General features: G+C 71.2%; 21 protein-coding genes. 10 read left to right on the top strand and 11 right to left on the bottom strand.

Annotated features, from left to right (window positions below; all coding sequences use genetic code 11):
* The first annotated feature begins 36 nt into the window (after positions 1 to 36).
* From ABTV91_RS01530 to ABTV91_RS01520, 3 genes are read left to right on the top strand one after another with little or no spacing between them, the layout of a single operon-like run.
* On the top strand, positions 37 to 2,262 hold the full coding sequence (locus ABTV91_RS01530) for a S9 family peptidase (RefSeq protein ID WP_433852892.1): 2,226 nt from the start codon (positions 37 to 39) through the stop codon (positions 2,260 to 2,262).
* A 19-nt stretch (positions 2,263 to 2,281) separates the two neighbouring features.
* A complete protein-coding gene (locus tag ABTV91_RS01525; RefSeq protein WP_433852891.1) occupies positions 2,282 to 2,770 on the top strand; it encodes a cytochrome c oxidase assembly factor Coa1 family protein in 489 nt (162 codons plus the stop codon).
* A 38-nt stretch (positions 2,771 to 2,808) separates the two neighbouring features.
* Positions 2,809 to 4,599: a DUF885 domain-containing protein gene (locus ABTV91_RS01520; protein WP_433852890.1), complete on the top strand. Its 1,791-nt coding sequence runs from the start codon at positions 2,809 to 2,811 to the stop codon at positions 4,597 to 4,599.
* A gap of 130 nt (positions 4,600 to 4,729) precedes the next feature.
* Here the strand turns inward: ABTV91_RS01520 and ABTV91_RS01515 are convergent, their stop codons facing one another.
* Positions 4,730 to 5,152, bottom strand: a complete 423-nt coding sequence (locus ABTV91_RS01515; RefSeq protein WP_433852889.1) for a hypothetical protein — start codon at positions 5,150 to 5,152, stop codon at positions 4,730 to 4,732.
* Between the two features lie 135 nt (positions 5,153 to 5,287).
* On the opposite strand from ABTV91_RS01515, the gene ABTV91_RS01510 reads away from it, so the two are divergent.
* The 4 genes from ABTV91_RS01510 (at position 5,288) to ABTV91_RS01495 (ending at position 7,846) form a co-directional block, all read left to right on the top strand.
* The gene (locus ABTV91_RS01510) at positions 5,288 to 5,530 is read left to right on the top strand and encodes a hypothetical protein (protein ID WP_433854090.1); all 243 of its coding nucleotides are present in this window, start codon (positions 5,288 to 5,290) and stop codon (positions 5,528 to 5,530) included.
* Between the two features lie 79 nt (positions 5,531 to 5,609).
* On the top strand, positions 5,610 to 6,524 hold the full coding sequence (locus tag ABTV91_RS01505) for a bestrophin family protein (protein ID WP_433852888.1): 915 nt from the start codon (positions 5,610 to 5,612) through the stop codon (positions 6,522 to 6,524).
* A gap of 28 nt (positions 6,525 to 6,552) precedes the next feature.
* Complete coding sequence (gene hemB, locus ABTV91_RS01500; RefSeq protein WP_433852887.1) at positions 6,553 to 7,542, top strand: porphobilinogen synthase; 990 nt, start codon at positions 6,553 to 6,555, stop codon at positions 7,540 to 7,542.
* A 1-nt stretch (position 7,543) separates the two neighbouring features.
* Positions 7,544 to 7,846, top strand: a complete 303-nt coding sequence (locus ABTV91_RS01495; RefSeq protein WP_433852886.1) for an SHOCT domain-containing protein — start codon at positions 7,544 to 7,546, stop codon at positions 7,844 to 7,846.
* Positions 7,847 to 8,211: 365 nt separating this feature from the next.
* Here the strand turns inward: ABTV91_RS01495 and ABTV91_RS01490 are convergent, their stop codons facing one another.
* Positions 8,212 to 9,093: a TolB family protein gene (locus ABTV91_RS01490; RefSeq protein ID WP_433852885.1), complete on the bottom strand. Its 882-nt coding sequence runs from the start codon at positions 9,091 to 9,093 to the stop codon at positions 8,212 to 8,214.
* Positions 9,094 to 9,146: 53 nt separating this feature from the next.
* Between ABTV91_RS01490 and aroE the strand changes: the two genes are divergently transcribed.
* Both aroE and ABTV91_RS01480 read left to right on the top strand, forming a co-directional pair.
* Positions 9,147 to 9,995: a shikimate dehydrogenase gene (gene aroE / locus ABTV91_RS01485; RefSeq protein ID WP_433852884.1), complete on the top strand. Its 849-nt coding sequence runs from the start codon at positions 9,147 to 9,149 to the stop codon at positions 9,993 to 9,995.
* Positions 9,996 to 10,000: 5 nt separating this feature from the next.
* The gene (locus tag ABTV91_RS01480) at positions 10,001 to 10,348 is read left to right on the top strand and encodes a hypothetical protein (protein ID WP_433852883.1); all 348 of its coding nucleotides are present in this window, start codon (positions 10,001 to 10,003) and stop codon (positions 10,346 to 10,348) included.
* Positions 10,349 to 10,484: 136 nt separating this feature from the next.
* On the opposite strand, the gene ABTV91_RS01475 is transcribed toward ABTV91_RS01480, so the two are convergent.
* A complete protein-coding gene (locus tag ABTV91_RS01475; RefSeq protein WP_433852882.1) occupies positions 10,485 to 10,958 on the bottom strand; it encodes an REP-associated tyrosine transposase in 474 nt (157 codons plus the stop codon).
* A 338-nt stretch (positions 10,959 to 11,296) separates the two neighbouring features.
* Here ABTV91_RS01475 and dinG point away from each other — a divergent pair, with 338 nt between their 5' ends.
* Complete coding sequence (dinG, locus tag ABTV91_RS01470; protein WP_433852881.1) at positions 11,297 to 13,396, top strand: ATP-dependent DNA helicase DinG; 2,100 nt, start codon at positions 11,297 to 11,299, stop codon at positions 13,394 to 13,396.
* 172 nt (positions 13,397 to 13,568) lie between these two features.
* Here dinG and ABTV91_RS01465 read toward each other — a convergent pair whose 3' ends face one another.
* The 8 genes from ABTV91_RS01465 to ABTV91_RS01430 form a co-directional block, all read right to left on the bottom strand.
* Entirely contained in the window at positions 13,569 to 13,832 is a 264-nt protein-coding gene (locus tag ABTV91_RS01465) for a hypothetical protein (RefSeq protein ID WP_433852880.1), read from the bottom strand.
* A 63-nt stretch (positions 13,833 to 13,895) separates the two neighbouring features.
* On the bottom strand, positions 13,896 to 14,483 hold the full coding sequence (locus ABTV91_RS01460) for a YdeI/OmpD-associated family protein (RefSeq protein WP_433852879.1): 588 nt from the start codon (positions 14,481 to 14,483) through the stop codon (positions 13,896 to 13,898).
* 94 nt (positions 14,484 to 14,577) lie between these two features.
* Complete coding sequence (locus tag ABTV91_RS01455) at positions 14,578 to 15,957, bottom strand: amino acid permease (RefSeq protein ID WP_433852878.1); 1,380 nt, start codon at positions 15,955 to 15,957, stop codon at positions 14,578 to 14,580.
* A 374-nt stretch (positions 15,958 to 16,331) separates the two neighbouring features.
* Positions 16,332 to 17,195 carry a hypothetical protein gene (locus ABTV91_RS01450; protein WP_433852877.1) on the bottom strand — a complete coding sequence of 288 codons (864 nt, stop codon included), beginning with the start codon at positions 17,193 to 17,195 and terminating at the stop codon, positions 16,332 to 16,334.
* Positions 17,192 to 17,689, bottom strand: a complete 498-nt coding sequence (locus ABTV91_RS01445) for a 3-isopropylmalate dehydratase (protein WP_433852876.1) — start codon at positions 17,687 to 17,689, stop codon at positions 17,192 to 17,194. The genes ABTV91_RS01450 and ABTV91_RS01445 overlap by 4 nt, the downstream gene beginning before the upstream one ends.
* Positions 17,686 to 18,957 carry an aconitase/3-isopropylmalate dehydratase large subunit family protein gene (locus tag ABTV91_RS01440; RefSeq protein ID WP_433852875.1) on the bottom strand — a complete coding sequence of 424 codons (1,272 nt, stop codon included), beginning with the start codon at positions 18,955 to 18,957 and terminating at the stop codon, positions 17,686 to 17,688. The genes ABTV91_RS01445 and ABTV91_RS01440 overlap by 4 nt, the downstream gene beginning before the upstream one ends.
* A complete protein-coding gene (locus tag ABTV91_RS01435; RefSeq protein ID WP_433852874.1) occupies positions 18,954 to 19,754 on the bottom strand; it encodes a GntR family transcriptional regulator in 801 nt (266 codons plus the stop codon). The genes ABTV91_RS01440 and ABTV91_RS01435 overlap by 4 nt, the downstream gene beginning before the upstream one ends.
* Positions 19,755 to 19,982: 228 nt before the next feature.
* On the bottom strand, positions 19,983 to 20,768 hold the full coding sequence (locus tag ABTV91_RS01430) for a GntR family transcriptional regulator (RefSeq protein WP_433852873.1): 786 nt from the start codon (positions 20,766 to 20,768) through the stop codon (positions 19,983 to 19,985).
* Positions 20,769 to 20,793 lie beyond the last annotated feature (25 nt).

The raw sequence follows: 20,793 nt of genomic DNA, 5'->3' as shown, positions 1-20,793 counted from the left end.
GATGGCGCGATCCGTTCTGTCCATGACAGGAAGCCCATGCGCCCCTTGTTCCTCGCCCTTGCCATGATGCTCGCCACGCCCGCCGTCCACGCCGAAAAACTCACCCTGGAAGCGATCACTGGCAACGCGCCGCTGTCCGGGCCGACGCTGATGAAGCCCAAGGTGGCGCCGGACGGCTCGCGCGTGACCTTCCTGCGCGGCAAGGACAGCGACCGCAACCAGCTGGACCTGTGGGAATACGACATCGCCAGCGGCCAGACCCGGCTGCTGGTCGATTCCAAGGTGGTGCTGCCCGGTGCCGAGACCCTGAGCGACGAGGAGAAGGCGCGGCGCGAGCGCCAGCGCATCGCGGCGATGACCGGCATCGTCGATTACCAGTGGTCGCCCGACGCGAAGACCCTGCTGTTCCCCCTCGGCGGCGAGTTGTACCTGTACGACCTGGGCAAGCAGGGCCGCGAGGCGGTGCGCCAGCTCACCCATGGCGAGGGCTTCGCCACCGACCCCAAGATCTCGCCCAAGGGCGGTTTCGTCAGCTTCGTGCGCGAGCGCAACCTGTGGGTGATCGACCTGGCCAGCGGCAAGCCGCTGCAGCTGACCCATGACGGCAGCGCCACCGTCGGCAACGGCGTGGCCGAATTCGTCGCCGACGAGGAAATGGACCGCCATACCGGCTACTGGTGGGCGCCGGACGACTCGGCCATCGCCTTCGCCCGCATCGACGAATCGCCGGTGCCGGTGCAGAAGCGCTATGAGATGTACGCCGACCGCGTGGAGATGATCGAGCAGCGCTACCCGGCGGCCGGCGACCGCAACGTGCTGGTCAGGCTCGGCGTGGTGGCGCCGCGCGCCGGTGCCGCGCCGACCTGGGTGGACCTGGGCAAGGAGCAGGACATCTACCTGGCCCGCGTCACCTGGCGCGATCCGCAGCGCCTGACCTTTCAGCGCCAGAGCCGCGACCAGAAGAAGCTGGAGCTGATCGAAACCACGCTGGCCGATGGCCGCCAGCGCACCCTGGTCACCGAGACCAGCCGGACCTGGGTGCCGCTGCACAACGACCTGCGTTTCCTCAAGGATGGCCGCTTCCTGTGGTCGTCCGAGCGCAGCGGCTTCGAGCACCTGTACCTGGCCAGCGAGGACGGCGCCACGCTCACCCCGCTGACCTCGGGCGACTGGCCGGTGGACGAACTGTTGGCCGTGGACGAGGCCGCCGGCAAGGTCTACTTCCGCGCCGGCGTCGAATCGGCGCTGCGCAGCGAGATCCATGCCGTGCCGCTGGCCGGTGGCGCGCCGGTCAGGCTGTCGCGCGCGCCCGGCATGCACAGCGCCGCGTTCGCCAACAACGCCAGCGTCTACGTGGACAGCTGGTCCAACAGCAGCACGCCGCCGCAGATCGAGCTGTACCGCGCCAATGGCGAGAAGATCGCCACGCTGCTGGACAACGACCTGGCCGACCCGTCGCATCCGTACGCGAAGTACCGCGACGCGCAGCTGCCGGTCGAGTTCGACAGGCTGGCGGCCGCCGATGGCCGCACGCAGCTGAACTTCAGCCTGATCAAGCCGGCCGGCTTCGACCCGGCGAAGAAGTACCCGGTGGTGGTCTATGTCTACGGCGGCCCGGCGTCGCAGACCGTCACCGACAGCTGGCCCGGCCGCGGCGACCACCTGTTCAACCAGTACCTGGCGCAGCGCGGCTACGTGGTGTTCTCGCTGGACAACCGTGGCACGCCGCGCCGCGGCCGCGATTTCGGCGGCGCGCTGTACGGCGTGCAGGGCACGGTGGAAGTGGCCGACCAGCTCGAAGGCATCAAGTGGTTGAAGCAGCAGCCATGGGTGGATGGCGCGCGCATCGGCGTGCAGGGCTGGTCCAACGGCGGCTACATGACGCTGATGCTGCTGGCCAAGGCGTCGGACCAGTACGCCTGCGGCGTGGCCGGTGCGCCGGTCACCGACTGGGGCCTGTACGACACGCACTACACCGAGCGCTACATGAACCTGCCGGCGGCCAATCCCGACGGCTACCGCGAGGGGCGCATCCTCAGCCATATCGACGGGCTGACCTCGCCGCTGCTGCTGATCCATGGCATGGCCGACGACAACGTGCTGTTCACCAACTCGACCAGCCTGATGAGCGCGCTGCAGAAGCGCGGCCAGCCGTTCGAGCTGATGACCTACCCGGGCGCCAAGCACGGCCTGTCCGGCAGCAACGCGCTGCACCGCTACCGCATCGCCGAGAACTTCCTCGCGCGCTGCCTCAAGCCCTGAGCGGGCGGGAAGGACACGGATGTCGTCGCTGCCACCTCCCTTGCCGGGCGCTCGCCCGCCCGGCCAGCGGCCGCCGCGCAACTGGCTGCAGCGCAACCTCCGGTGGGCGCTGCCGCTGGTCGCGCTGCTGATCGTCGGCGGCTGGTCGCTGACCTACTGGATGGGACTGCGGCAGATGGCCGCGCCGCTGGAAAGCAGCGAGCCCTACCGCGAGGCGCTTGTGCGCGCTGGTCGCGATCCGGAAGTGGGCGCCGCGCTCGGCCGGCCGCTGCGGGCCAAGCCATTTCCGTTCGGCAGCATCAGCCAGTTCGGCGACGGTGGCAGCGCCGACATGGTCATCCGCATCGAAGGCCCGCAAGGCAGCGGCAAGCTGGGCGTACGCGCGCTGCGCAGCGAAGGGCGCTGGTTCTATCAGCGCCTGCAGGCCGAGCTGCCGCACCGGCATGCGCCGGTGGACCTGCGCGACGCGCGCGACCGCGACTGCACGATCTTGCCGCGTTGCCGCTGACTGCGTAGGGTCACGGCTCCCCTTCCGGAGCCGCGCGCATGAAACCCATCGTCCTCGCCGTCGCCCTTGCCCTGGTCGCGCCGCTGCCGCTGGCCGCGGCCGCCACGCCTGCGTCCAAGGCCGCTCCGGCCGCGCCGGCGTGGGTGGCGCACAGCAACGAGCTGGCGCAGATCCTGCTGCGCGCGCAGGCGCCGTTCCGGCCGGAGATGGCCAGTTTCTTCGGCGTGCCGGGTTATGACGACAAGGTCGTCGACCTGGGCCCGGACAACGCCGCGCGCTATCGCGCCGCGCTGGAGAAGGCGCGCGCGCAGCTGCGCGAAAAGCTCCAGCTCGAACGCGACCCCAACGTGCGCCAGGACCTGGAGATCATGATCGCCGCGGCCGGGCGCAGCATCGAGGGCAGCGCGCTCGAGGAGCAGCACCTGATGCCGTGGGTGGACGTGCCGCAGAGCGTGTTCGGCGGGCTCAACGGCCTGCTTTCCGCGCAGGTCGCGCCGGAACGCCGCGCCAGGGCGCTGGACCGGCTCAAGGCCTATATCGGCCAGGCGCCGGGCACGCAGCCGCTGGCCACGCTGGCGCGGCAGCGCTACACCGAAAGGAGCGGCACGCCGGGCCTGCTGCAGCCGACGAAGATCGAGGTCGAGCAGGCGCTGGCCAACGTCGATACCTACATCGCCGGCATCGGCAAGCTGTTCGCCGAATACGACATCGAGGGCGCCGACGAGGCGCTGGCCACGCTGTCCACGCAGATGAAGGACTACATCGCCTGGACGCGGCAGGAGGTGCTGCCACAGGCGCGCACCGACACGCGCCTGCCGCCGGAGCTGTATGCCTTCCAGCTCAAGGACGTGGGCGTGGACGTCGATCCGGCGCTGCTGGTGCAGCGCGCGCAGCTGGAGTACATGGAAACCCGCGCGATGATGCGCCAGCTGGCGCCGCTGGTGGTGCAGGCCAAGGGTCTGAAGGTCGGGGATGCGAACGACCCAGTCGCGGTGATCCGCGCGCTGAAGCAGGACAAGATCGGCAACGACCGCCTGCAGGCGCACTACCGCGGCGTCATCGATGCCATCGACCCGATCATCCGCCGCCAGCGCATCGTCGACGTGCCGCAGCGGCCGCTGCAGATGCGCCTGGGCAGCGAGGCGGAGAGCGCCGCGTCGCCGGCGCCGCACTACCTGCCGCCGCCGCTGGTCGGCAACAGCGGCCAGCAGGGCACCTTCGTGCTGCCGCTGGGCAATCCGGCCTCGGGCGGCGAGGCGCAGTACGACGACTTCAACTTCGGTTCGGCGGCGTGGACGCTGAGCGCGCACGAAGGCCGGCCCGGCCACGACCTGCAGTTCGCGGCGATGGTCGAACGCGGCATCTCGCTGGCGCGTACGCTGTTCGCGTTCAACTCGGTCAACGTCGAGGGCTGGGCGCTGTACGCCGAGGCCGAACTGGTGCCGTTCGAACCGCTGGACGGGCAGATGATCGCCCTGCAGTTCCGTCTGCTGCGCGCCGCCCGCGCCATGCTCGACCCGATGCTCAACCTCGGCCTGACCGACCGCGAACAGGCGCGTAGGGTGCTGATGGAAGGCGTCGGCCTGTCCGAGGCCATGGCCACCCAGGAGCTGGACCGCTACACCGTGCGCGCACCCGGCCAGGCCTGCAGTTACTTCTACGGCTACACGCGGATCATGGAACTGCGCATGCGCACCGAACTGGCGCTGGGCGACCGGTTCGACCGCCTGGCCTTCAACAATTTCCTGCTCGACCAGGGCCTGCTGCCGCCGGACCAGCTGGCCGCCGCGGTCGATGAAGTATTCATTCCGGCCCAGCGCCGGAAGTAAACAGAAAGGGCGCCATGCGGCGCCCTTTCCCTGCGTTTACGCAGAAGCAGCTTCAGCCCGAAACTCCCGCAGAGGGTGAAGCCTCCCGGGCGTCTGCCATTGCCGGCTCGCGGCGGACGCTCGCGCGGGGCTACTTGCCGGCGCCCGGCGGCACCCAGATCGCCACGCCCGCGGCGCGCTTCTGCTGGGTGGGGATGCCCACGCTCAGGCCGCCGCCGGTATGCCGGCCGTAGCTGCCGGCGCCGACCGACATGCCCACCGGCGAGCCGCCGGCGCCCACGCCCATCAGGATCACGCCGTTGGCGCCGAGCGCGGCCGCCTCGCGCTTGAGCCGGGCGATGGCTGCGTCGGTCTGGCCCTGGGTGCCGAAGCCGACCGCGCTGGAGGCCTCCAGCTGGGCGATCTCCACCGCGCCGGCCGGCGGCGTGGAGTAGATCTGCACGCTGGCCGGATCGACCGGCGCGCGCGCCTGGCCCAGCATGACCCGGGAGGTGCTGGCGCAGCCGGCGGTGGCCAGGGCGATGCCCAGTGCGATGGCGAGCGGGAATTTCATGGCGTCACTCCCCGGTGGGTGGTGCGGGCATCATCGGCGCCCGTGCGTGAATCGGCCGCGAACCGGCCGGGTGCTTGATCGCCGGCGTTTCCGGGCTATCGTGCGCGCAGTATCCGCTGGAGAAACGACATGGGACTGATCAGCCTGGTCTGGGGCATCGTGGCGCTGCTGTGGATGGTGTTGGCCTTCATCCCGTTGCTGGGCTGGGGCAACTGGTTCCTGATTCCCTTCGCGGCGGTCGGCGCGGTCATCGCCGCCATCGCCCTGCTGTTCACCCGCGCCGGCAACCGCAGCCGCGCCAAGGCGGGGCTGCTGCTGAACGTGGCGGTGATCGTGGTCGGCGTGATCCGCCTCAGCCTGGGTGGCGGCTTCGTCTGACCGGCAGGCGTAGAATGGCGGGCCCTGCCGGCAGTCCGTTCCGGCGCACAGGGCCCGCAGCCGGCGCGACCCCCCACCGATGATCATCCGACCCCGCCCCCGCGGCTGGCAGCTGCTGTACATCCTGCGCGGTTCGATCGTGCCGGCCATCGCCCCGCGGGTGCTGGCGATCGGCGCGCTGGCGGTGGCCGTGGCCCTGTTCGCCAAGCTGCATCATCCGTTCGCGGCCGATGGCCTGGCGGTGGCGCCGTTCACCCTGCTGGGACTGGTGCTGTCGATCTTCCTGAGCTTCCGCAACAACGCCTGCCACGAGCGCTGGTGGGAAGGCCGCAAGCTGTGGGGCCAGCTGCTGATCGAAGCGCGCAGCTTCGTGCGCCAGGCCAACGCGCTGCTGGCCGACGACGCGCCGCTGCGCCGGCGCGTGTCGCGGCTGCTGGTCGGGTTCGCCCACGCGCTGGCCGCGCGCCTGCGCGGCCGCGACGAGGCCGCCGCGGCCGCGCCATGGCTGGCGCCGGACCAGCAGGCCGTGCTGCAGCGGCGGAACATTCCCGATGGCCTGCTGGCGCTGGTCGCGGCTGAACTGGCCGCGCCGCTGCGCGCGGGCCGGCTCGACCCCTATCTGTACGGCCGCTTCGAGGAACGCCTGCACGCGCTGTCCACGGTGCAGGCGGCCTGCGAGCGCATCGCCGGCACGCCGCTGCCGTTCGCCTACACCCTGCTGCTGCACCGCTGCGCGTGGCTGTTCTGCGTGCTGCTGCCGTTCGGCCTGGCCGGCGCGCTGGGCTGGGCCACGCCGGTGGTGTCGATGCTGCTGGCCTACGCGTTCTTCGGCCTGGACCAGCTGGGCGAGGAGCTCGAGGAGCCCTTCGGCCTGGAACCCAATGACCTGCCGCTGGACGCGATGGTGCGCACCGTCGAGATCGACGTGCTCGACGCCCTGGGCGAACGCCCGCTGCCCGAACCGCTGCAGCCGCAGGGCTACCTGCTGCAATAAGCCATTCCCCCGTCTCCGGAGTACCGCCATGTTCCATCCCCGTTACCGCCCGCGCCGCATGCGCCATGACGCCTTTTCGCGCCGGCTGATGCGCGAGAACACCTTCACCGCCGACGACCTGATCTGGCCGGTGTTCGTGCACGAACTGGCCGGGCGCGCGCCGGTGGCGTCGATGCCCGGCGTGGAGCGGCTGTCCATCGACGAGCTGCTGCGCGAGGCCGAGCAGGCGCTGGAGCTGGGCGTGCCGGTGATCGACCTGTTCCCGGTGGTCGATCCGGCGTGCAAGTCGCTCGACGCCGCCGAGGCATGGAATCCGGACGGCCTGGCGCAGCGCGCGGTGCGCGCGCTCAAGCAGCGCTTCCCCGAGCTGGGGGTGATGACCGACGTGGCGCTGGACCCGTTCACCGTGCACGGCCAGGACGGCATCATCGACGAGCGCGGCTACGTGCTCAACGACGTCACCGTCGATGCGCTGGTGAAGCAGTCGCTGTCGCATGCCGAGGCCGGCGTGGACATCGTCTCGCCCTCGGACATGATGGACGGGCGCATCGGCGCGATCCGCCAGGCGCTGGACGACGCCGGCCACATCAACACGCGCATCATGGCCTATTCGGCCAAGTACGCCTCGGCGTTCTACGGCCCGTTCCGCGACGCGCTGGGCAGCGCCGGCAACCTCGGCAAGGCCGACAAGCACACCTACCAGATGGACCCGGCCAACAGCGACGAGGCGCTGCGCGAGATCGCGCTGGACCTGGAGGAAGGCGCGGACATGGTGATGGTCAAGCCGGGCATGCCGTACCTGGACGTGGTGTACCGGGTGAAGCAGGAGTTCGGCGTGCCGACCTTCGCCTACCACGTCAGCGGCGAGTACGCGATGCTCAAGGCGGCCGCCGCCAACGGCTGGCTGGACGAGCGCCGCTGCGTGATGGAGACCATGGTCGGCTTCAAGCGCGCCGGCGCCGATGGCGTGCTGACCTACTACGCGCCGCAGATCGCGCGCTGGCTGCGGGAAGGCTGAGATGGACGCACCCGGCATGCAGCCCTGGCAGTGGGGGGTATGGGTGGTCGGCGTGACCGCGTTCGCGGTGGTGATCGGGTTGGTGATCGCCGCCGTGCTCCGCGCCGCGCGGCGCCCGCCGGAACTGCCGTCGGCCGCGCAGCGCTTGCAGCGGCAGTCGCCGCAATCGCCGGAGATCGACGCACTGCTGCGCGAACTGGCCGGGCTGCAGCAGAGCGGCCGGATCAGCGAGGTCGAGTACGAGCGGCGTCGCGCCGACGTGCTCGCCGGGAAGCCGGCCCCTGACAACGACAGCCAACCGTAGGTGCGGGGCTTGCCCCGCATGAAACCTTCCCGGTGGAGCCCGTACCGGGCAAGCCCGGTACCTACGGGCGCGCTGCCGCAACCCTCGCACTCTGTGGATGTGAGGCTTGCACCGCCTGCAGCCTTCCCGGTGAAGCCCGTGCCGGGCGAGCCCGGCACCTACGGCCGGCTGTCGCAACCCTCGCGCTTCGTGGATGCGGGGCTTGCCCCGCATGACGCCTTCCCGGTGGAGCCCGTACCGGGCGAGCCCGGCACCTACGGGCCCGCTGCCGCAACCCTCGCGCTTCGTGGATGCGGGGCTTGCCCCGCATGACGCCTTGACCGATCTCACCGCCGCGCCATGCACGCGGTCGGCGAGGGCGTCGCCTATCGGCAGTCGCCGCCGCCATCGCTGGCCGGGGCGCGCATCCGGTACAGGTCGAAACCGCCGGCGCGCGGCGCGCGCGCATGGCCGCTGACCAGCAGCTCGCCCGGCGTGCTGGCGTCGGGCAGCGCCGCGCGGGTGTCGCCGTCGGCGGTGTTGAACGACAGCGCCAGCGGTTCTGCCGCGCTCCATCGGCCGTCGCGGCAATGCGACAGCTGCAGCTGCGCGCCGCCCCCGGCGTTGCCACGCGCGAACACCAGCGCGCGTCCACCGGCCAGCCAGGCGCCGTCCAGTTCGTCGCCCGCGCCATTGATGCCGGCCATCGGCCGCAGTGCGGCGAAACCGTCGCCGTCGCGGCGCGCGCTCCACAGGTCCCAGCCACCGGCCCCGCCGGCACGGTTGCTGGCCAGCAGCAGGGTGCCGTCGTCCTCGCGCAGCGCGGGCGAGCGTTCGTCGTCGGCGCCATTGACCCCCGCGCCGAGGTTCTGCGCCGGGCCGAAGCCGCCATCGTCCAGCAGCGGCGCGCGGTACAGGTCGTAGCCGCCGTGGCCGCCGTCGCGGTTGGAGGCGAAGTACAGCCAGTGGCCGTCGGCGCTGAGGAATGGATCGACCTCGTCGGCCATGGTAGCGAGCGGCAGCGGGCGCGGCTCGGTCCAGCGCGGGTCCTGCCACGTGGCCTGCCACAGGTCCCAGCCGCCGGCGCCGCCGTCGCGGTTGCTGGCCCAGACCAGGCGCCGGCCGTCGGCCGAGCGCGTGGCGCGCAGTTCGTCGGCGCGGGTGGAAACCACGCCGATGCCTTCGATGCCGAACTCGGCCAGTGCCGTCACCCGCGGCGCAAAGAGTAGACTCGCAGACAGCGCGAGCAGCAGCGATCGGGTCCGCATGGAGGTTCCGCAAGCCAGGGATCGCGCCAGTCTAGGTCATGCAGAGGATCATCATGAGCGCCGCCCGCTACGCCGTCTTTGGCCAGCCCATCGCCCACTCGCAGTCGCCGCGCATCCAGGCCGCCTTCGGCAGGGCGCAGGGGATCGAGATCGACTACCGCGCCATCGAGGCTTCGCCGCAGGAGTTCGCCGCGGCGCTGGAAGCCTTCGCCGCCGGCGGCGGCGTGGGCGCCAACGTGACCCTGCCGCACAAGGAAGCGGCGTTCGCGCTGTGCGCCACCACCACCTCGCGCGCGCAGCGCGCCGGCGCGGTCAACACCCTTCTGCGCAAGGGCGACCGCTGGCATGGCGACAACACCGACGGCATCGGCCTGGTGCGCGACCTCACCGGCCGCCACGGCCTGGACCTGCGCGGGCGCCGCGTGCTGCTGCTCGGCGCCGGCGGCGCCGCGCGCGGCGTGGCGCCGGCGCTGCTCGATGCCGGCATCCTCGAGCTGGTCGTGGTCAACCGCACGCCCGAGCGCGCCGACGCCCTGGTCGATGCGATGAGCGAACCGGGCCGCGCCATCTCGGCGTACTGGGATGCGCTGCGCGAGCAGGGCGATTTCGAGCTGATCATCAATGCCACCTCCGCCGGCCGCGGCGAAGGCGCGCCCTTCAGCCTGCCGCTGTCGCTGGTCAACAGCCTGACCACCGCGGTGGACCTGAACTACGGCGAGGCGGCGATCCCGTTCCTCGCGTGGGCGCGCGCGGCCGGCTGCCGCAACTACTTCGACGGCCTCGGCATGCTGGTCGAGCAGGCCGCCGAGAGTTTCCAGCAATGGCATGGCGTGCGGCCCGAAACCGACGCGGTCTACGCCGGGCTGCGCGAACGCGCCGCCACCCTGGTCACCGCGGACTGAGCGGCATGGACCAGGCGCAACTGCTGAGCTCGCTGCTGGTATCGGTCGGTTACCGCCTGCCGGTGATGATCGCGCTGGGCGTGGCGCTGGTGCTGCTGCTGGGCGCACCGAAGGCGGTGGCGCGCAGCGCCGCGCTGTGGGCGCTGGCGATCCTGATGGCGACGACGCTGTTGGGCGCGCTGCTGGCGGTGCTGCCGCTGCTGCTGATCGCCGCCGGCAATTTCGACGGCATCGCCGCGCTGAACACCGCGCTGGGCATCGGCCACTTCGTGCTGTCGCTGCTGGAAGCGGCCGGCTTCGTGCTGCTGGCCTGGGCGCTGGCCAGGGCGCTGCGCGGGCAGGCGAAAGCCTGAGCCTGGGCGGATTGCCGCGAACCCGCGCCGGCAAGGTCCGGCACCTGCGGGATTCCAGGCTGGCTTGTGCCGGAGCGCTCCATGCGGAGGCCTATGCCTGGCGTAGATGCGGGGCTTGCCCCGCATGAAGCTTTGGCTATGAACCATCGATTCCCACATGGCGCGAAATCCATTGGCATCCCCAGTGCGGGTATTCGTGGACGTCGGCAACCAACCCGGCTCGTACCGGGTTGGCGACGATGTAGCGTGCCTGTCCGCGCAGATCTTCATCATCGCGCAGGCGATGGTTGTAGAAGCCGGGTTGCCAGATCGCGCCGCTCTGCCGCCGCACCTGGTTGATGGCCCTTGCGGATCGTGACTTGAAGCGGCGCAGGCAAGCGGAGAGCTCGCCTTGGTCGAGGGTGAACAACCAATGCAGGTGATCGGGCATCACTACCCAGGCGTGAGTCTGGCTGCTGCCCTCGTTGTCGCTGTACCGGAGTTGCTCGCGCACGACTTCGGCCATTGAGGCATCACGAAACAGGGCTTGCCGATGGCGCGTGTTCACGGTGACGGCATAGACCGCGCCCTGCATGGAATGGCGGCCTTTTCGGAGTTCTGGGCTGGGCATGGCGGCACCGTATCGACCCAGCAGCGACGGCGTGCATCAGTGATCTCCGCGATTTGTGTCGGAGCGCCACGCGGAGGCACGTGCTTGTCGTGGATACGGGGCTGTCCGCATGAAGCCACGTCGGTAAAGCTCCCGTGCCGGGCAAGCCCGGCACCTACGGATGGTGCCGGCGTAGGCGTATTTCGTGCCGTGATCCATGTCCGCCGTAGATGGGGGTTTGCCCCGCATGAACCCGCGCCGGTGAAGCTGCCGTGCCGGGCAAGCCCGGCACCTGCGGGGCATGCGTCGCGCTGGTATGGGAAAATGCCCGCCATGAACGGAGCAGGCGGCGGATCGGCGTGACGGAGAAAGTGGAAGCGCCGCGTGCGTTGACCGAGGAAGTGAAGACGGCCATCCGCGACGCCTACGCGAAGCTGCAGGCCAACACGCCCGGCTTCAGCACGCGGCGTTCGCAGAGCCAGATGATCGGCGTGGTCTCGCGCGCGCTGGCGACCGGCGGCGTGGGCGTGGTCGAGGCGCCGACCGGCGTCGGCAAGAGCCTGGGCTACCTGACCGCCGGCGTGCCCATCGCGCTGGCGTCGAAGAAGAAGCTGGTGGTCAGCACCGGCACGGTGGCGCTGCAGTCGCAGCTGGTCGAGCGCGACATTCCCAACTTCCTCAAGGCCACCGGCCTGCAGGCCACGGTGGCGCTGGCCAAGGGCCGCACCCGCTACCTGTGCACGCGCAACGCCGCCGAGGCGCAGGGCGAGGGCGCGCAGGACAGCATGTTCGGCGACGACGTGCCGCTCTACGACCGGCCGCTGGCGCCGATCGAGATGGACGTGGCCGGCAGGCTGATGCGCGCCTTCACCGAAGGGCGCTGGAACGGCGACCTGGACAACGCGCCGGAGGCGGTCACGCCCGGGCTGCGCCTGCGCATCACCACGCCGGCCTCGGGCTGCGCTGGGCGCCGCTGCGCCTATTCCACGCAGTGCCCGGTGCTGCGCGCGCGCAACGAGGTGCGCGAAGCGCAGATCGTGGTGACCAACCACGCGCTGCTGCTGTCGGCGCTGTCCATCGGCGAATCCGACAACGGCCAGCCGCTGATCGCCCCGCCCGGCGACATGCTGCTGGTACTGGACGAAGGCCACCACATCGGCAACGTCGCCATCGACCAGGGCGCGGCCAGCCTGCCGCTGGAGGACATGGCGCGGCGTACCGGGCGCCTGCAGATCGTCATCGCCGGCGCGTACCGCGCGGTGGACAAGGACAAGCTCGGCAACCTGCTGCCGAACGAGGCGATCGAAGCGGCCGCGCGCGTCAGCAGGCTGCTCAAGGCCTTCGCCGACGGGATCGCGCAGGTATGGACGCCGGCGCCGGACGAGCGCGAGCCGCTGTGGCGCGCCGCCAACGGCCGCCTGCCGGAGGCGTGGAAGCAGCCGATCGAAGAACTGGCCGACGAGACCCGCACCCTGCTCAACTGGGCCACGGCGGCCGCCGCGCAGGTGGCCAAGGGCAAGCCGGAGGACGCCGGCCACGAACGCCTGCAGCGCAGCCTGGGCATGGCGCTGGAGATGATCCAGCAGCAGTACGACCTGTGGGCCGGCTGGCGCCGTGAGGACAAGGAGGGCCAGCCGCCGATGGCGCGCTGGATCACCCTGACCCGCGACGGCGAGCACGTGCTGCACTGCTCGCCGGTATCGGCGGCGATGGTGCTGCGCAAGCTGCTGTGGGACGAGGTGGATTCGGTGGTGATGACCTCGGCCACGCTCACCGGCGGCGGCGATTTCCAGGCGCTGGCCATCGACAACGGCATTCCGGAAGAGGCGGAGATGGTATCGCTGGCCTCGCCGTTCGACCTGGCCAACCAGGCGCAGCTGGTGGTGCCGCCGTTCCCGGTGACGCCGGACGACCGCGAACGCCACCCGAAGGAGGTGGCGAAGTACCTGGCCGCGGAGCTGGACTGGGACAAGGGCAGCATCGTGCTGTTCACCTCGCGCTGGAAGATGGAGAAGGTGGCCGAGCTGATGCCCGCCACGCTGCGCAAAAAGGTGCTGGTGCAGGGCGAGGGCGCCAAGCAGAAGATGATCGACGAGCACCTGCGCCGCACCGCCGCGGGCGAGGGCTCGGTGCTGTTCGGGCTCAATTCGTTCGGCGAGGGCCTGGACCTGCCGGGCGAGGCCTGCACCACGGTGGTCATCACCCAGGTGCCGTTCGCGGTGCCGACCGATCCGCAGACCTCGACGCTGAGCGAGTGGTTCGAGAGCCGCGGGCTGAATTCCTTCAACCTGATCGCGATCCCGCACGCGCTGCGCACGCTGACGCAGTTCGCCGGGCGCCTGATCCGCACGTCCACCGACACCGGCCGCGTGGTCATCCTCGACTCGCGGCTGCTCACGCGCCGCTACGGCAAGCGCATCATTGACGCGCTGCCGCCGTTCAGGCGGGTGATCGGGTAGGCGCTCCTTGCGCGCGGCCGGATTCGTCGCACGCGCCCCGCAGGAGCGGCTTCAGCCGCGAAAGGGCTGTACCGGCAGTCCTCGATTCCAGCGACCAAGGAGGGGGGGATTTCAGTAGCGATTTCCCGGGAATGCCCTTTTCGCGGCTGAAGCCGCTCCTACGGCGGCGGGGTCATTCCTCGCGCTTGTTCAGCGCCGAGGTAACCGCCGCGGCGTCCTCGCGCGACAGGAACAGGTATTCCAGCTCGCAGCCGCCGAACCTGTCCTCCAGCTCCTGCATGCGCACCGGATGGCTGCCGAAGCGGTAGTGCTGGCTGCCGTCGTCGGTGTCCTCGACCAGATAGACGCCGAAGGACGGGGGATTGGTGAGGGTGCCTTCCAGCTTGACGGATGAAGGGTCGATGGCGCGCTGGATGAGGTCTTCGAGGTCGGTCATGGCGTTGCGTGGGGAGTCGGGTCGTGCTTTCGGGGGCAAGTGGAATCGTTGGCGGGGCCGGCGTCAATGCCTTTCGTGCTTCCAGTGGCGGCGCCTGCCCTGTTCCAGCCATTCGATGGCCTGGGCGATGCGCTGCTGGCGGGTGGTTTCGCGCCTGGCCTCGCCGATCCACTCCAGGTAGTCGCGCTGGGCGCCGGGCGCGAAGCCGTCGAACGTGGCCCTGGCCTGCGGTGCCGCGGCCAGCGCCTGCGCGAAGGCCGGCAGCATGGGTAGCGGCGGCCGCGGCGTGCGCTTGAGTGCCGGCGCGCCATCGTCGAGGCGCTGCATGGCCTGGCGCAGCTGGGCGGCGAATTCGCGTTTGCCGGGCAGGTCGGCGACCGACAGCAGCCGGCCGTACTGGCCCATGCCCTCGCCGGCGCCGCGGTCCCCGCCGTCGCGCGACCACAGGTTCAGCGCGGCATGCGCCTTGAACGCGGCCATGCCGCACAGCAGCCTGCCGCGGTGCAGGAAGGCCGGCATGCCCCATTTGATCGCTTCCTCGGCATCGGGGCAGGCGGCGTGCACGCGCTGGCGGATCTCGCGCAGGATCGGCTGCGCGAAGGCGGCGGCGCTGGCGATGTAGGCATCGACGCGGGGATCGGGAGTGGGCATGGCGGGCCTCGGTTGGGCGGAGCCTGCCGTTACCCGCGCGCCAATACAAGCCCGGCGCGCAACGGGCCCGGCATTCCCGGGCCCGGCGGCGTGCTCAGCCGCCGCGGAAGCGTCGTGCCAGGCCACTGACCACGGCGATGCCGGCGGTCAGCGCGGCCATCGACAGGAACTGCAGGCGGGTTTCCGGCGCCGACAGCAGCAGCGCGAAGATCAGCACCAGGATCGCCAGCGCCAGCACCGTCAGGTAGGGGAAGCCGGCCATGCGGAACGGCAGCGGCGTGCCCAGGCGTTCGGCGCGGCGACGCAGGATCAGCTGCGAGACCAGGGTGATGGTCCACACCAGCAGGCAGGTCGAGCCGACGACGTTCAGCAGCACCGGCAGCACCCGGTCCGGGTACAGCAGCTCCAGCACGGTGGCGGCGAAACCGAACAGCACGCTGGCCAGCACCGCCAGCACCGGCACCTGGCTGCGGCTGACGCGCGCCAGGCCGCGCGGCGCTTCGCCGCGCGCGGCCAGCGAATGGATCATGCGCGAGGCGCCGTAGAGGTTGGCGTTGAGCGCCGACAGCAGGGCGATCACCGCGATCAGGGTGATGGCCGCGGCCGCGCCGGGGATGTTGGCGACCTGCAGCACCGCGGCGAACGGCGATTTCAGCGATTCGCTGGTCCACGGCACCACGGCGATGATCACGCCGATCGAGCCGATGTAGAACACCAGGATGCGCCAGGCCACGGTGCGGATCGCGCGCGCCAGGCTGCGCTCGGGGTCCTGGGTCTCGGCGGCGGCCACCGCCACGATCTCGGTGCCGCCGAAGGCGAACACCACCACCAGCAGCGCCGCGCCGACGCCGGCCAGGCCCTTGGGCGCGAAGCCGCCGTGGTCGAACACGTTGGACAGGCCCGGCGAGGCCACGCCCGGCAGCAGCCCGCACAGCAGGGCGATGCCGACCAGGATGAAGGCCACGATCGCGGCGACCTTGAGGATGGCGAACCAGAACTCGAACTCGCCGTAGTTGCGCACGCCCATCAGGTTGATGACGGTGAACACCACCATGAACGCCAGCGAGGTCAGCGGCACCGACAGCTGCGGCCACAGCGTCGCCAGCAGGCCGGCCGCGCCCACCGATTCGGCGGCGATCACGATCACCAGCTGCACCCACCACAGCCAGCCGATGGTGGCGCCGGCGGTGGCGCCCAGCGCGTCGGCGGCGTACACCGAGAACGCGCCGCTGGCCGGCCGCGCCGCGGCCATCTCGCCCATGGCGTGCATCATGATGATCACCAGCGTGCCGGCGACCAGGTAGGACAACAGCACCGCCGGGCCGGCGGCCTGGATGCCCACGCCCGAACCCAGGAACAGGCCGGCGCCGATCGCGCTGCCCAGGCCCATCATGATCAGCTGGCGCGGTTTGAGCGCGCGTTCCAGTTTCTGCGACGGCGGAGCCGGGTCGGCAACGGACGGATTGGCAGGCATCGGCGGGCTTCGGAGGGCGGAAAGGGCGACACCATACCGCGTCGGCCGCCGGCCGTGCCTGTTCCGTTGGTTGGGCGGCGCGTGCGCCTGCAGCAATTCCACGGGATCCGCTGCGGGTACTTTTCCCATTGTCCGGGCGGATCACCGGATCATGCCGTGCAGCCGTGCAGCCGTGCAGCCGCGCGAAGCGGCCGCAGGGACGCGGGGCACCGTCTTCCCCTTCTCCCCGTGGGAGAAGGTGCCCGAAGGGCGGATGAGGGGCGGGGCCAGGCACGGGAATCCATCCAGGCTGCGCGAGGCTGCGCCTTGCGCCGTCCCTGCGTCGGTGCCAGCGGTAGCGGCGAGCTGCTCGCCGGGGAGAACGGGATTCGACCTCAGGCGTCCGGTGGGGCCAGCAGTTCGATGTGCTCGCCGGCGATGCCGCGCAGGCTGTGGCGCCCATCGGGCAAGGACTGGATGCGCCAGCCGGCGCCGCGCAGGGCGGCGGTATCGGGTGCGGGCAGGCGCAGGCACAGGCTGTGCAGGCCGGCGCCGCGCCGCGCGGGCGTGGGCGGCAGGTCGACCTGGTCGATCTCGACCAGGCATTGACCGGGCATCGGCACCACCGCCACCGGGTAGCGGTCTTCCAGCGGCCTGCCGTGGGCGCGGTTGAGCACGGTGATCCGGGTATCGAACGCCCAGCCGCCGGCGCCGAGCAGCGCCGACCAGGCGGCCTGCGAAGCGGCACGGTCGGGCGTGCTGGTCACGCCGATGAAGGGCACCGCCACGGCGTCCCGGGTCATCGGCAGGTCGAACGGCGGCACCGCGGCCTTGACCTGGGTGAGGTAGAGCAGTTCGCCGGCCGGGCCCAGCACCTGCGCGGCGCGGATGGCGTCGCTGAACTCCAGGTCCGCCGGTGCGCCCAGCACGCGGAACGGCGCGCGCAGGCCGGCGGCGAGCGCGTCGATGTCGCCGACCAGCACTTCCAGCGACAGCCAGCCGTGGCGGAACATCGGCTCGCCGACCACCGCCCCGCGGTCCTCGATCACCCGCAGCACCGGCTGGCCCGCACTGTTGGCCAACCAGGCGAGCGGCGCACCGGCGAGCTCCGGCAGCTCGAGCGCGGCGGCATCGGCGGCGCCGAGCGTGCCGTGCCGCTGCACGGTCATTGCCAGCTGCGCGGTGTAGGCCGCGCACAACGCCGCCAGGTCCGGCGCGAGCACGGTGGCGTGGACGATGCCCTGGCGCGGCGTGCTCATGCGCGGCGCTCCGTCGCCAGCCGGCGTTCCAGCCACGGCATCAGCCCGCCACCGGCGACGATGTCCATCAGTTCCGGTGGGATCTTCTCGCAGGCGAACGTGCGGCCGGTGCTGTGGTTGAGGATGCGGCCTTCGAGCGGGCGCACTTCCAGCTCGTCGCCGCGCGCGGCTTCCAGGTCGGCGCAGACCAGCGCCGGCACGCCGAGGTTGAGCGCGTTGCGGTAGAAGATGCGCGCGAACGATCGCGCGACGATCGCGCCCACGCCCAGTTCGGCCAGCGCCTGCACCGCCTGTTCGCGCGAGGAGCCGATGCCGAACGATTCGCCGCCGACCACGATGTCGCCGCGCCTGACCTCGCGCGCGAAATCCGGGTCCACCGCTTCCAGGCAGTGGCTGGCGAGCACGGCCAGCGGCTCGCGCATGTACGGGCCGGGGGCGAGCACGTCGGTATCGATGCGGTCGCCGAACACGAAGGCCTTGCCGCGGACGTTCATGCGTTTTCTCCCAGCAGTTCGCGCGGATCGCAGATTTCGCCCTTCACCGCGGCGGCGGCGACGCTGTAGGGCGAGCCGAGGTAGACCTGCGCCTGCGCCGAGCCCATGCGGCCCTTGAAATTGCGCGCGGTGGTGGAGATGCAGGTCTCGCCGCCGCCGAGCATGCCGGCGCCCATGCCGGCGCAGGCGCCGCAGCCGGACGGCAGCAGGATCGCGCCGGCCTCGGTCAACGCGGCCAGGGTGCCGTCGGCGGCGGCCTGCGCGGTCATCGCCACCGACGCCGGCGCGATCAGCAGGCGCGTGCCGCGCGCGACCTTGCGGCCCTTCAACACCTGCGCGGCCATGTGCAGGTCGGCGAGCTTGGCGCCGGTGCAGGCGCCGATGTAGGCCTGGTCCACGCGCACCCGGGCGTGCTCGCCGACCGGGCGGCTGTTGGCCGGACTGTGCGGCGCGGCCACGTGCGGGGCGATGCGCGTGGCGTCGTAGCGGTGCACGTGCAGGTAACCGGCGTCGGCGTCGCTGCGCCATTGCGCGATGTCGCCGGCGAACGGCCTGCCGGCCGCCTCCAGCGCCGCCAGCGTGGTCGCGTCCGGCTCGACGATGCCGGTTTCCGCGCCCAGCTCGGCGGCCATGTTGCACAGGGTCAGGCGCTCGTGCATCGGCAGCGCCCGCACCGCATCGCCGCCGAACTCGAACACCTGGCCTTCGTTGCCCATGCCGTGCTCGCCGCACAGCATCAGCATCACGTCCTTGGCGCTGACGCCGGCGCCGAGCGCGCCGTCGAGCTGCACGCGGGTGGTATGCGGCACCCGCAGCCACACCTCGCCGGTGACCAGCGCGCCGGTGATGTCGGTGGCGCCCATGCCGACCATGAAGGCGCCGAACGCGCCGCCGCTGGGCGAGTGCGAATCGCCGCCGACGCAGAACATGCCCGGCTGCACGTGGCCGTGTTCCTGCAGCACCACGTGGCAGATGCCGAGCATGTCGTAGTGGGTCACGCCCTGCGCCTGCGCCCAGCGCCGGGTGAAGGCGAGGATGTCGGCGCTTTCCAGGTCCACCGCCGGCACGAAGTGGTCCGATACCACCACGACCTTGTCGGCGTCCCACACGCGGGCGCCGAGCTGTTCCAGGCGCGCGGCGACCCGCCGTGGTCCGCCGGAGTCGTGCATCATCAGCAGGTCGAGGCGGGCGGTGAGGATTTCCCCGGGATGCGCGGCGGCGCGGCCGCAGGCGCGGGCAAGGATTTTTTCGGCAAGCGTCGCGCTCAAGCGCTGGTCTCCGGCAGGTCGGGCTCATGGTCCAGCCGCATCTGGTAGCGCAGCTGGTCGGGTCGGTACTGGATCTCGAGCAGGTCCAGCAGCTGCCGGTCGCGCCCGTAGGCGCGCCGCTCCAGGGTCAGCACGGCCTGGCCGAGCGTCATCTGCAGGTGCAGGGCCGGCAACGCGCCCACGCGCTGCGCCGAGACGCTCTGCCTGACCTGCGAAAAGCCGATGCCGCAGCGGCGGAACAACGCGATGCGCGAGCCGCGGGCCAGGTGGTCGGCGTCGAAATCGGGGTGGTCGGTGCGGGTCCAGCTGGCGTAGTAGCCGAACGGAAGGCCGTGGCGGTAGCGCACGCGCACGCAGCGCACAAGCGTCTCGTCCGGCCCGCTGTCGAACGACGCGCGCACCGGCGCCGGCGGCACCGCGCGTTCCCAGCCCAGCAGCCGCACGCGCGTGTGCTCGGCCAGGATGTCCAGGCTGTGCATCAGTTCGCCCAGCGGCGCCTTCAACGGCATCGGGATGCCGTGGCCGCCGCCCGGGCGCCCGCCGCATACGCGGGTGCCAAGGCCGCGCTGGCGCAGCAGCAGGCCCTGTTCGGCCAGCGGCTGCAGCGCCTGCCGCACCGTGACCCGGGAAATGCCCAGGCAGCGCGCCAGTTCCTCCTCGCGCGGCAGCCGCTCGCCGTCGGCGATCTCGCCGCGCTCGATGAGCCCGCGCAGGAATGCCTGGAGCTGGTGGTACAGCGGCGCGGGCAGGTCGCGGCGCAGCACGCCTTTCAGCGATTGGGCGGTGAACGGGTCCACGGCACTCCGTTGGTGCAGGTAATACTAATGATATATCTATATGTCTAAATGGCCGCCGTGGCAATGGGGGCGGTGGCGCACACGCCGCGCCCCTGCGCTGTGACAGCGCCTCACCTCACGTGATGTCACATCACATGAGGCGCATCACCGCTTCGGGTGGCGAATCGCGCGCACGGCCGTCGCGGCGGAGGCCGCCGCCGGGCAGGGTCGTGTCGGGAGAGCGGCCGCTCAGGCCGTGGCGTCGTCCACGTCCAGGGTCATCTGGTAGGTGAACTGGTCGGGGCGGTACTGCACCGCCAGCAGGTCCAGCAGGCGGCCGTCGCCGTCATAGGAGCGGCGCTCCAGCGAGAGCAGGGCGGTGCCGGGCTCGACCTTCAGGTGCATGGCGCTGATGGCGTCGGCGTTGACCGCGGACAGCACCTGCTCGACCTGCCGGATCTGGATGCCCACGGTCTTGAACAGCTTCAGGCGCGAGGTGCTGGCCAGCCGCGCCTCGTTGAATTCCGGGTGCTCGGTGCGGGTCCAGCTGCTGTAGTAGCCGAACGGGGTGTCGCCGCGCAGGCGCAGGCGGATGGCGTGCACCAGGGTGTCGCGCGGGCCGCTGTCGAACAGCGCCCGGATCGGTTCCGGCGGCACCGCGCGGCGGAACTGCAGCAACTGCACGCGGGTGTGCTCGGCCAGCACCTCCAGGCTTTCCAGCAGCCCGGTGAGCGGGCTGTGCATCGGCTTGGGCCGCGAACGGTGGATGACGTGCGTGCCCTTGCCGCGGCGGCGCTCGACCAGGCCTTCGGCGGCCAGCTCGTCCAGCGCCCGCTTGGCGGTGATGCGCGAGACGCCGAAGCCCTCGGCCAGGTCGAACTCGGTGGGGATGCGGCTGCCGCGCGGGATCTCGCCGTTGAGGATGCGGTCGCGCAGCAGGCTGAACATCTGGTGGTAGAGCGGCGTCGGCAGGTCGTTGCGCAGCAGTTTGTGCGCGTTGGAACTCAGCAGTGCGGCCAGCGTGTCCTGTGACATTGTCGCTTCACCCTCCTTTGGCTTA

The sequence above is a fragment of the Stenotrophomonas nitritireducens genome, assembly GCF_050984405.1.
Taxonomy (GTDB): domain Bacteria; phylum Pseudomonadota; class Gammaproteobacteria; order Xanthomonadales; family Xanthomonadaceae; genus Stenotrophomonas; species Stenotrophomonas nitritireducens_B.
This window is presented reverse-complemented; position numbering and strand designations above follow the sequence as displayed.